The following is an 11549-nucleotide window of genomic DNA, read 5'->3' as shown; positions in this document are numbered from 1 at the left end:
AGAGAAAGGCTATTTAATGAAAAGATTAAACAGTGCATTAGACCTGTTTGGGGATAAACCCTGGGGATATGATGGACGAGTCCTTCGGACCTGCCTGTGCCCTATGGGACGTGTGAACAAAGCCATGGATAACAAAAAGACGTTACCCACAGCTATTGCTCACACTCACAGGCTTCTCGTCCACATATCCACCAGGCTCAATAGCAACTATTTATTAACTGCAACAAAACCTCTCAAAAGCAACACCTATTTTGAGGCAACGACTCAGTATATTTTTTGTCCTTCGGCAACACCTTTCATTGAGGCAATAGGTAAACGCATTGCCTTTCATTGAGACAATAGGTCTGCTAAACAACAGACCTGTCTTCAGTTACGCAGACTTGCCGAAAGTTCGGGGGGGCGGGAGGGAATATAGTGAATTCTTCCCTAGATTTTAAAATAGAGGCTATCAGGTTTCACTTATGCGATCTTGGCGCTTAATCGTAAATGAAGCCTATAAAATAAACAACCTAATGTACTAAAGAGATTTTGGTGAACGTAATAGTTCTAACATCAACTTCGCAGCTAATTGTTCTGCTTTTCTACGATTTGAGCCTTGGCCAAAAGTTTGTTGTTTTACACCTATTACCATACATGTTATGTAAAATATCTGATTGTGTTCATCCCCTTCCACCTTAGTCAAAGTGTACTCTGGAAGAGCCATTTTTTCAGCTTGTAAATATTCCTGTAATTGAGTTTTGGCATCTTTTAGACAATCATTTAGATTAGAATCTTCAAGCCTGGATTGAAATATCTTTAAAATAACTTCTTTCGCAGCCTCGATCCCCCCATCAAGAAAAATTGCTGCAAAAACCGCCTCCATAGCATCAGCAAGAATTGAGGCACGTCGAAAACCACCACTTTTCAACTCACCCTGTCCTAAAAACAGGAAGTCACCCAGATTAATTTCTTTAGCCAATTCAACCAACATCTCGCCTCGAACTAAAAATGAACGTAAACGACTTAATTGGCCCTCGCTTTGCAAGGGAAAGCGATGAAACAATTCATTGGCAATTACAAAACTTAAAATTGAATCGCCAAGAAACTCGAAACGCTCATAGTTTTCACTACCAACGCTACAATGTGTTAAGGCTTGCTTGAGATAGGCAATATTATTGAATTGATAATTTAATCGCCTGCATAATCTTTCTAAATCAACTTTCACTGCCTGCTACAACCTCTTCAGTATGATCAAAATCAAATAATAAGCTTATATTATATACTAAGGGCTTAATAACTTGATATTTCACTTTCACTCTAAATTTATTGGAACCTATAGGTTCAATCATTAACTGATTATCCTTTAAACTTTCCACTCCATTAATATCTAGGCGCTTATCCATGGTGCTCTTTAGAAGATTAACATCTGCCATGGGATCACCACTTAATGTGGATACGGGGACTGTATTCAATCCCTTTACCGATTTGATTATGGAGTAATACTGCAAGTAAACAGGAATAACACGCATTACAACGATTGCAGCCATAACAATCACAACGACTGTAAATATCATCCCTATAAAAGTCATTCCCTTTTGTTTGTGCATTTGCTATTCCTTTTCTGTTTCAACTTAAAGTAAGTTCTTTAATCAGAGAATCATAAACGATATCGCATCCTTAAGGGATCAATTTTCCTATTCTAGACCAACGAACGTTATCTTTTTTGCTATTCCAACTCATCCAAACTAAAAATGCTCTACCTCGCAAATAAGATTCGGGTACAAAGCCCCAGAACCGACTGTCCGCGCTGTCGTCGCGATTATCACCCATCATGAAATAATTCCCTTCGGGTACCACAATATCAAAATCTACAGCTGGAACATCAGTTCTAACAAAAATATTATGTACTGTACCATTTAAATCTTCTTGATATTTAGCTACAGCTTTCCCCGAACTTTCATCAATAGTGTACTCAACAAAAGTCTGTTTTGCTTTTCTTCCATTAATCGTTAACACCTTATTGTGATAACTAATTTTATCTCCAGGTACTCCAATAACCCTTTTGATGTAATCATAGGAAGGATCGGGCGGCCAGCGGAATACAGCAACCTGCCCTGTTTTAGGGTCAGAAATTGAAACCACTTTCTTTTCCCACACAGGAAGTCTTAATCCATAAATAAATTTATTTACAGCGACAAAATCACCAACAAGCAATGTTGGCTCCAACGACCCAGAAGGAATACGGAAGGGTTCAATTAAAAACGAGCGTAAGATTAATACAATAAAAAATACAGGAAAAAAAGATCGTGAATATTCAATAATACGATTTGGTTTTTGATCCTCAGCGCGTTTTCTTGCCCAAAAAAGAACATCTAATAAGTAGATAAAACCGCTGATGAACGATAGTACAACCAATATTAAAGCAAAATTCATAAATTTATATCCTAATCAAACTTAGTTTCGAATAATACATCCAACGTATCATTAATACCTTGTACTATTTCTTTTTATCAGTTTGGAAAACAGCCATGAACGCTTCTTGCGGTATTTCCACATGCCCTACTTGCTTCATGCGCTTTTTACCTGCTTTTTGTTTTTCCAATAATTTTCGTTTTCGGGTCACATCACCACCATAACATTTTGCAGTGACGTTCTTACGTAATGCTTTTACTGTTTGTCTGGCAATAATATGGCTACCTAAAGCAGCTTGAATTGCAACATCAAACATTTGTCGTGGAATTAAATCACGCATTTTTTCAGCGATTAATTTTCCACGCGTTTGAGCTGAAGCGCGATGAACAATAACTGAAAGCGCATCCACACGCTCACTATTAATCAAAATGTCCATTTTAACTAAATCAGCTTCTTGAAACCGTAAAAAATTATAATCAAGTGATGCATAGCCACGGCTTACTGATTTTAATCGATCAAAAAAATCAGAAACCACTTCACTCATAGGAATATCATAGGTTACAGAAACTTGGCGACCACTGTAGGTCATATTGACCTGGATACCACGTCGTTCAACACACAAATTAATGATTGAACCGAGAAAATCTTGGGGTACAAGTATATTTGCCCTCACAATAGGCTCATACATTTCTTTAATTTGCGGAAGTGGCGGCAAAAGAGAAGGATTATCAATCAGCATCGTCTCGCCTTTTTGTGTCAAAATTTGATAAACAACTGTAGGCGCAGTCGATATTAAATCGAGATTGTACTCTCTTTCCAGGCGTTCTTGGACGATTTCCATATGAAGCATACCTAAGAATCCACATCGGAAACCAAAACCCAACGCTTCAGAAGACTCAGGTTCGTAAAATAATGAAGCATCATTCAAGCTTAACTTAGCCAGGGCTTCACGGAATGCTTCAAAATCATCAGAACTGATAGGAAATAAACCAGCATAAACTTGAGGTTTCACGCGTTGGAACCCAGGAAGTGGTTTAACTGCCTGATTTTTTTCCAGAGTGAGCGTATCACCTACTGGCGCACCTTGAATTTCTTTAATTCCGGCTACCAAATAACCTACCTCACCGGCATTTAATACATCCAGCTTTGTCCGTTTAGGAGTAAATATACCTACCTGGTCGACTTCATATGAGCGTCCTGTGGACATAACTCTCATCTTATCCCCTTTACGTATTGAGCCATTTACAATACGTACTAAAGAAACAACACCAAGATAGCTATCAAACCATGAATCGATAATCAATGCTTGTAAGGGTTGGTTAATATCCCCTTCTGGTGAAGGAATACGAGTCACTAAAGCCTCAAGTACATCTTCTACACCTAAACCACTTTTAGCACTTACTCGAATTGCATCATGAGCATCAACACCAATAATATCTTCAATTTCTGAAATAACACGTTCGGGTTCCGCTTGCGGTAAATCAATTTTGTTAAGTACCGGCAAAACCGATAATGATTGGTCAATCGCTGTGTAACAGACAGCAACAGTTTGTGCTTCAACACCCTGGGCTGCATCAACAACAAGAATTGCACCTTCACATGCGGCCAGGGAACGCGATACCTCGTAGCTGAAATCGACATGGCCTGGTGTATCAATGAAATTCAAGAGGTAAGTTTTACCGTCTTTCGCAGTGTAATTCAGAGAAACACACTGTGCTTTAATCGTGATGCCTCGCTCTCGTTCTATATCCATTGAGTCAAGTACTTGAGCACTCATTTCACGCTCGGATAAACCGCCACAAATTTGGATAAATCGATCTGCTAAGGTAGATTTACCATGATCAATATGGGCAATAATTGAAAAATTACGAATTCGCTTTAAATCACTCAACTGAAATACCTATTTTGCAAATAGCGCATTCTAGCTTAAATATGCGCGGCCTTAAAGTATTTGCTAATATAGTCCTTTTTTAATAAGATTTATCATTTGATGTTTATTAGGATGCGCTATGCGACGAATACCAAGTTTGGGGTTTATTGCAATAATATTGCTACTTCTTTCATTCTCAACATATTCAGATACCGCATTTACGAAAAGAAAAGATGTGCAGCTTTTTATCAAAAGTATGGTCAAAGAGTACCACTTTAATGCCAAAGAACTTACAGCAATAATGAATCAAGTAGTTATTCAGCCTGATATTATTGAATCAATGGAAAAACCCTACGAAAAGAAAAACTGGGATGTTTACAGAGATTTATTTCTCACTCCTGCACGTTTAAAAGGTGGATTGGACTATTGGGTTGCTAACAGAGAAGCCTTAGACCGAGCACAGAAAAAATATGGCGTTCCACCAGAAATTATTATTGCAATTCTAGGTGTAGAAACGTTATACGGAGAACGTCAAGGAGATCATCGAGTTCTAGATGCATTGGCAACATTGGCATTTAACTATCCCAAACGCTCCCCCTACTTCACTAAAGAACTAAAAGAGTATCTTCTACTTTGTCGTGAACATGGTGTTCCCGCTACTCAATACAAAGGCTCCTATGCTGGCGCTATAGGTCAACCACAATTTATGCCCAGCAGTTACCGAAATTTTGCTGTTGATTTTAATAATACAGGTAAACGCGACTTGGTAACAAATAATGCCGATTCTATAGGAAGTATCGCGAATTACTTCTACCAGCATGGCTGGAAACCGAATGATGGAGTTGCTCAAAATGCCAAATTGGTAGGCACACTCCATAAACGTATTCAAATGAATCCTAAAAAGCCAAATTATTACTATTCACAGCTCGTTGCACATGGAGTTAAGCCAGTGACCGCAGCACATAATCATCCTTCACGCGCTGCGTTGATTGAACTGGTCACTGCTAAAGGAAATGAATATTGGATAGCTTATCCCAATTTCTTTGTTATAACCCGATACAACTCAAGCCCTCAGTATGCACTGGTAGTTTATCTATTAGCGCAACAACTGAAACAGCAGTGGACTGCAATGAATGCAAATAAACATAGAGCATATGCTTAGGAATGGATATTCTTTTTCTCTTTACAAAACATCTTGATGAAGCAGGATGTTTTTGCCTTAAATTAAGTGAAGGTGGCGCATTAATTGCGCCACCTGCTCAACGCAGTTTTGCAGAAATTAAATCATTACAAATAGAATGTAAAACTTTAGTGATTGAAACATGCGAACATGTTAGTCTTCTTGATCTGGAACTTTCATGGCTTCCTGAAAGAAAAGCACGAGTCGCAATTCCTTATGCCTTGGAAGAAAAGTTAGCTCAACCTGTAGATGAGCTTCATTTCGCTTTTGATAAAGAAAGGTATCAAAACAATCAATACCTAGTTACCGTAATAAGCAAACAACGAATTCGATACCTGATGCAATTATTCAATGAACAAAGCATTGAATTTTTCGCAATTACTGTTGATTGGTTTGCTCTGGAGCCACAAGAATTATGCGTCAGTGAGACATCTTTACTCATCTATACAGAGGACTTCAAAGGTGCTCTTTCAGGGGAGTTAGCTGATATCTATCTAAAAAATCATCCACAATACCATCCATTGCTTTTTGCAGACAGCGCGATTCAAGTTGATACTTCGTCTCCTAAAAATCAGGAAACATCGTATACCTGGATTGCTCAAAGAATATTTAGTGCGAAAATAATGAATCTCTGCCAAGGAGAAATGCAACATGGAAATAAAAGTGATTTGATCAAAAAAGGATATCAACTAGCCAGTCTCCTTTTTTGTATCTGGTTAATCTCCTTACTCGTAGTAAATGGGATCAAGTTGCATTTATTAAATAAGCAGACCGAAAAAATTGATGAACAAACCGCGGTGATCTATCATGAGTTTTTCCCTGATGCCAAACAAATTATTAGCCCTAAGTTTCGCATTACACAACTTTTAAAAAGTAATAATCCAGAAGAACAAAATCGTTTTTGGTTTTTACTCAATCAATTGGCTAAAGTAATGAAGAACGATCGTAATACTGTAGAACAATTGCGATATCAAAACAAAACTTTATCTGTAACTATAATAAGCATGGATTTCGCCAGTTTAGAAGAGCTCGAAAATGAATTAAAAAAACTGCAACTCAAAGTAAAACAAACACAAGCATCAACACGTGAACAACAAGTAGCAGCCACTTTGGAGTTAATGTGAAAGCTTATATAAGCAGTCTTAATGAAAGGGAAAAATGGATGCTGATTGGAGGAACACTGTGCCTTTTGCTCTACGTTTATTACTTATTTTTATATAACCCTTTGAGCCAAAAGGTAACCCAAAAATCAGCTCAGCTCGTTGAAAAAACTGCCACATTGACTTGGATGCAAAAAATAAGACAACAAAGTCAAGTAAAACAAACAAAGAAACAATCAGTGGATAACAGCCAACTCCTGACCACGATCGCTACAAAACTAAAAAATGATCCGACACTAAAATTTCCTTATCAATTACAACAAACTGGCCTAGGTGATATTCAACTTACCTTTGACGCCGTAGCCTTCAACTTATTTATTGCATGGCTTGAAAAATTAAATCAACATTATGCGATTACAGTGAAGCAGTTTGAAGCAGATCGCTCAAAAACACCAGGCGTAACTCGTTTAATGATCCTCATTAGTTCAGATTCTAAAGCAACATAGCTCCAATTACCCTAATTAAGTATTTTACAAAAATAAGGAAATTTTATGTCAAATTCAATGGTTAAAATTGTGCGTTTTCATGAAACTGGAGGCCCGGAAGTATTAAAACTTGAAGAGTCGACATTACCAGAACCTGAAAAAGGTGAAGTTCGCTTGCGTGTACATGCAATTGGTCTTAATCGCGCTGAGATTATGTTTCGTACTGGAGCCTATCTGATAGAACCACATTTTCCATCAAAAATTGGCTATGAAGCTTCTGGGATAGTTGAAGCAGTAGGCCCTGATGTAGATAAAAAACTGATCGGCAAGACATACAGCACAGTGCCTTGTTTTGATCTCGGTAAGTATGGTGTATATGGAGAAGTTGCTATAGTTCCTGCATACGCACTCGCAGCATATCCCGAGAAACTCTCTTATGTGGAAGGAACGTCTATTTGGATGCAATACTTAACCGCATATGGTGCCTTGATTCATTATGGAAAACTTACTAAAAATGACTTTGTTTTAATTACTGCTGCCAGTAGCAGTGTAGGACTAGCTGCTATTCAAATGACACGTGCTCAAGGAGCTATTAGCATCGTCACCACACGAACTGCTAAGAAAAAAACAGAGTTACTCGCCCTAGGGGCAGATCATGTGATTGTAACAAACGATGAAAATATACCTACCCGTGTCCAAGAAATAACTCATGGCAAAGGTGTAAAAATCGTATTCGATCCCATTGCAGGTAAAGGTGTCGAGGTTCTTGCAGAAACATTGAGCCACGGAGGAATACTTTTTATTTATGGTAATCTATCGCTGGAGCCAATCACTCCATTCCCTCTTTTTACCGCTTTAAGTAAAGGAATTTCAGTACGCGGTTATACGCTTTTTGAAATTGTAGCTCAACCAGAGGTACGTGTAAAAGCTGAAAAATATGTTTTTGATCACCTGCAAGATGGTTCATTTCAACCCCGAATTGCTCAAACTTTCGCCTTAAGAGATATAGTAAATGCACATAGATACATGGAGTCAAATGAACAAATCGGAAAGATTGTCGTGACTCCTTGATCAAAATTACAAACCATCCCCGAACTAAGATATCGCCTAATTCGGGGAAAATTCTTCAGTCTATTGTTGCACATTCCCCCAGTTAATCACTGAAGCACTGCTTTTGATTTCAGGTGGTAACGAATTTAATGCCTTTTGTGCTTCCTCTGCAGTGCCATAAGTTCCGTATACGCCCTTATAACGTGTTTTGCCATCGCGCTCATATTTAATCTGAGCCATCCGATCTTTTTTAGGTGCTTTATAAAGAACTTGTGCCACTTGAGATGCCTTATCACCTTCTGCCAATTCAATAGTGTAACCTTGTGGATTTTGACTATTTACCCAGGTCTGATCTCTATCCTTAAAAGAAACTGGAGAATGTAATTCGCCAACATGATAAGAATCCGGGACATTAACTGCCCGCGCTGGTTGATATCTATAATCATAATTAAGCATACGATTACTATTCATAGCATATGGTTCTGTAATATCAGTATATGAATAAGCTGGATATGTGAGGTATTCACTGTCCTTAGTACAAGAAGACATAATGAAAGCACAAACTACCATGAGTGCTAGGTTTATTTTCTTATCCATTGTCATTCCCCTATTTATAGTTCTTATTATTCACTTCTTGATTACTATATCTACATAATTAGAAAAAACTTTAGAAAATTGAGTTGTTAAAGGACAAATTTTGTCTTACAGTAATTATTTTTTTATCTCTACGGCAAAAACTTATGTGGACACATCGACGTTCGGGACAAACAAATCAAAGAGGAAACCTGGATCATCGGGATCCTTATGAACGAGATCGAACACGGGTAATTCACTGTCCGGCCTTCAGACGACTACAAAGAAAAACACAAATTTTAGGAACTGACGAAGGTGATTTTCATCGAACTCGTTTGACTCATTCTCTGGAAGTCGATTCAATAGGCCGCAGCATTGTACACAATCTCTTGATGAATCAAGAAAAACACATTGCACTAGCTGGCTTATTACCAAATGATGATCTGATTTCTGTTATTTGTTTGCTTCATGACATTGGTCATCCACCGTTTGGACATGGTGGTGAAGTAGCGTTAAATTATATGATGCGTGATTATGGTGGATTTGAAGCAAATGGCCAAACGCTACGATTATTAACCAAAGTGGAGAGCAGCTATGGCGTTTATGGTCTTGATTTAACACGACGTGCATTGCTAGGTATTTTAAAATATCCAGTAAAACGCTCTGCTGTTGTTGCTCCCAAACAAGCGCCCGTTCATGAATCCATCCATAAAACCATTAAAATTAATGATTGGTTACCGCCCAAAGCTTATTTTGATTGCGAACAACCCGAAATCGATTGGTTGTTATCTCCTTTTTCCGATAGTGATAAAGAATTATTTCAATCCCTGTTACAAATGCCTCGCGGTACAAAAACAGGAAAATCTGCTTATCATAGTTTTGACTGTTCGATTATGGATATTGCAGATGATATTGCTTATGGGGTTCATGATCTTGAAGATGCGATTCATTTACGTCTCATCAGTCCGTCTCATCTGGATACACCCGAATTTCGACAGTTATTAAATAATACATCATTAACCAAGCGTCAAAATCAATTAATCGACTCGCTATTTTCTTCAGATCTTTATTCAAGAAAACAAACGATTGGAGAAATGGTTAATTATTTTATTACTTCAACCCAAATTATAACAACCAATGAACAATTCGATAATAATTTACTCAAATACAATCTAGCACTCACTCCAGAAGCGAACGCGCTTTTGAATTATTTAAAACAATGCATCTATGATAATGTCATTGATTCTCAAGAAGCCCGTACCTTTGAGTATGGGGGCCAAACGGTTGTATTAAGGCTCTTCGATGCTATCAGCTCAAATCCTGGGAGTTTATTAGATAATAAAAACCGGGTTTTGTTTAAACAAGCCGAGGATGAGACGACTGCTTATCGAATCGTATGCGATTACCTAGCCAATATGACAGATGAGTATGCATACAGAATGCATGAACGATTATTTGGGTTTAATACTAGAACAATTTTTGAGCGACTTTAAGAGTTATAAGAGTAACTCCTGTCATTTGATAAACACAGTGCATCAGAGCCAAGGATAACCGCTGTTTAATACCTGACTTATTTCCTGGTATAAAATATAGGTCTATGTTAGAGAGCAAAAATAAGCAACCGCGGCTCTACCCTTCATATTGTACTGAAGAATAGAGCCGAAAAGATCTAAAAAGCATGACCAATCACTTTAAAATTTTAAAGTATAGGTATGTTCCTTAGCGATACGCTGAGATACATTTTCATCATCGGTCGTAATATGCGGTACTGTAATACTTATGCTGGAATTATCAAAACATCCGCCGTAGTTTATATTAATGTCTCCTGTATTAATTTTTGGTGTTTTAACACAGGAAGCATTTTTTTTATTAAAAAAGCCGTCTAATTTATATTTCATTTCATTACCTCATAACATCATAAATATTCGCAGGAGAATATACTTTTTTTAATTAATAAAAGATCAAGATAAAATCATTCTGTTCTTTCTTATTTGGGGGGGGTATTTTCTGGCTACAAGAAATATTACATAGAAGGATAAATAATCGGCCATATCAATTATATGGCGTCCCCAAGGGGGTTCGAACCCCTGTTACCGCCGTGAAAGGGCAGTGTCCTAGGCCGCTAGACGATGGGGACCTGGATCTTTTATTTTAAACTTTTTACTACAAAACTTCAACACCAATAATGGCGTCCCCAAGGGGGTTCGAACCCCTGTTACCGCCGTGAAAGGGCAGTGTCCTAGGCCGCTAGACGATGGGGACCTTGAACGTTTTCTCCATCAACATCAAAGATGTTGATGGTGGAGCTAGGCGGGATCGAACCGCCGACCTCTTGCATGCCATGCAAGCGCTCTCCCAGCTGAGCTATAACCCCAAAATTAGGTTCGCAGTTTAATGAGCCGCCCAAGATCTGTCAAGTAAATTTTTCAATTTTTCTAAATAAGTTTATTTTGTAATCGAAAAAAATAACGAATGCATTTTTAAAGCAGCCTAATTAACAAAAAATCAATGCTCTTAGCTAGTAATGAACGAATAACAAAGCGAATTACTGTTGCAATATAATTCTTCAAAAATCACTCATTGGATTGAAGGTCTGACAATCTGTAAATTTTTGTTTTCGTGCAAACTGTTTCTATTTCGATGAGAGAAGCTTATATGAAGTATATGAGCACTACAGAATTAGAAGAAAGGAAGCATAAAGATCATGCAGCAATCAAAGAAAAAAATGCATATTATAAAATGATCCGATGAGTAATATATTTACATAGCGCATTGTATATATTCTTTTTTCCTCATTATAATACGCTTTGCTACTGACGAAATAAAAAAATATTCATTGCATCTTTAACGCTTAATCTCCTGTTAATAATATCCATGTATTCTTTTATTTCTTTATGATT

Annotated in this window: 12 protein-coding genes and 3 tRNA genes; 6 read left to right on the top strand and 9 right to left on the bottom strand. The window is 37.6% G+C overall.

What is annotated here, in order from left to right; all coding sequences use genetic code 11:
• On the top strand, nt 1–334 hold a 334-nt coding region (locus tag BW930_RS13385), incomplete at its 5' end, for a hypothetical protein (RefSeq protein WP_217697073.1).
• A 183-nt stretch (nt 335–517) separates the two neighbouring features.
• Here BW930_RS13385 and rnc read toward each other — a convergent pair.
• The 4 genes from rnc to lepA all read right to left on the bottom strand — a co-directional run bounded on the left by rnc (nt 518) and on the right by lepA (nt 4282).
• Nucleotides 518–1204 (bottom strand): ribonuclease III, encoded by a 687-nt coding sequence (gene rnc, locus BW930_RS13380; RefSeq protein WP_058467530.1) that lies wholly within the window; start codon nt 1202–1204, stop codon nt 518–520.
• Nucleotides 1194–1586: a DUF4845 domain-containing protein gene (locus tag BW930_RS13375; RefSeq protein WP_058467531.1), complete on the bottom strand. Its 393-nt coding sequence runs from the start codon at nt 1584–1586 to the stop codon at nt 1194–1196. Before BW930_RS13375 ends, rnc begins: the two co-directional genes overlap by 11 nt.
• 70 nt (nt 1587–1656) lie before the next feature.
• Complete coding sequence (gene lepB / locus BW930_RS13370; RefSeq protein WP_058467532.1) at nt 1657–2412, bottom strand: signal peptidase I; 756 nt, start codon at nt 2410–2412, stop codon at nt 1657–1659.
• Between the two features lie 64 nt (nt 2413–2476).
• A complete protein-coding gene (lepA, locus tag BW930_RS13365) occupies nt 2477–4282 on the bottom strand; it encodes a translation elongation factor 4 (RefSeq protein ID WP_058467533.1) in 1806 nt (601 codons plus the stop codon).
• A gap of 118 nt (nt 4283–4400) precedes the next feature.
• Here lepA and mltB point away from each other — a divergent pair, with 118 nt between their 5' ends.
• Genes mltB through BW930_RS13345 form a run of 4 tightly spaced genes read left to right on the top strand, consistent with a single transcriptional unit; the run spans nt 4401 to nt 8097 of the window.
• Nucleotides 4401–5423: a lytic murein transglycosylase B gene (gene mltB, locus BW930_RS13360; RefSeq protein WP_058467534.1), complete on the top strand. Its 1023-nt coding sequence runs from the start codon at nt 4401–4403 to the stop codon at nt 5421–5423.
• A 2-nt stretch (nt 5424–5425) separates the two neighbouring features.
• Nucleotides 5426–6565 carry a type II secretion system protein GspL gene (gene gspL / locus BW930_RS13355; protein WP_058467535.1) on the top strand — a complete coding sequence of 380 codons (1140 nt, stop codon included), beginning with the start codon at nt 5426–5428 and terminating at the stop codon, nt 6563–6565.
• Nucleotides 6562–7047 (top strand): type II secretion system protein M, encoded by a 486-nt coding sequence (locus BW930_RS13350; protein ID WP_058467536.1) that lies wholly within the window; start codon nt 6562–6564, stop codon nt 7045–7047. Before gspL ends, BW930_RS13350 begins: the two co-directional genes overlap by 4 nt.
• A gap of 45 nt (nt 7048–7092) precedes the next feature.
• Entirely contained in the window at nt 7093–8097 is a 1005-nt protein-coding gene (locus BW930_RS13345) for a zinc-dependent alcohol dehydrogenase family protein (RefSeq protein ID WP_058467537.1), read from the top strand.
• A gap of 60 nt (nt 8098–8157) precedes the next feature.
• Here the strand turns inward: BW930_RS13345 and BW930_RS13340 are convergent, their stop codons facing one another.
• Nucleotides 8158–8673: an SPOR domain-containing protein gene (locus BW930_RS13340; RefSeq protein ID WP_058467538.1), complete on the bottom strand. Its 516-nt coding sequence runs from the start codon at nt 8671–8673 to the stop codon at nt 8158–8160.
• 143 nt (nt 8674–8816) lie between these two features.
• Here BW930_RS13340 and BW930_RS13335 point away from each other — a divergent pair, with 143 nt between their 5' ends.
• Nucleotides 8817–10142: an anti-phage deoxyguanosine triphosphatase gene (locus BW930_RS13335; protein WP_058467539.1), complete on the top strand. Its 1326-nt coding sequence runs from the start codon at nt 8817–8819 to the stop codon at nt 10140–10142.
• A gap of 198 nt (nt 10143–10340) precedes the next feature.
• On the opposite strand, the gene BW930_RS13330 is transcribed toward BW930_RS13335, so the two are convergent.
• The 4 genes from BW930_RS13330 to BW930_RS13315 all read right to left on the bottom strand — a co-directional run bounded on the left by BW930_RS13330 (nt 10341) and on the right by BW930_RS13315 (nt 11023).
• On the bottom strand, nt 10341–10547 hold the full coding sequence (locus BW930_RS13330) for a hypothetical protein (RefSeq protein ID WP_058467540.1): 207 nt from the start codon (nt 10545–10547) through the stop codon (nt 10341–10343).
• A gap of 163 nt (nt 10548–10710) precedes the next feature.
• A tRNA-Glu gene (locus BW930_RS13325) sits at nt 10711–10786 on the bottom strand.
• A 49-nt stretch (nt 10787–10835) separates the two neighbouring features.
• Nucleotides 10836–10911, bottom strand: a tRNA-Glu gene (locus tag BW930_RS13320).
• 36 nt (nt 10912–10947) lie between these two features.
• Nucleotides 10948–11023, bottom strand: a tRNA-Ala gene (locus tag BW930_RS13315).
• Between the last annotated feature and the right edge of the window lie 526 nt (nt 11024–11549).

Origin of the sequence: Fluoribacter gormanii (assembly GCF_900156395.1) — a bacterium.
Lineage (GTDB): Bacteria > Pseudomonadota > Gammaproteobacteria > Legionellales > Legionellaceae > Legionella > Legionella gormanii.
This window is presented reverse-complemented; position numbering and strand designations above follow the sequence as displayed.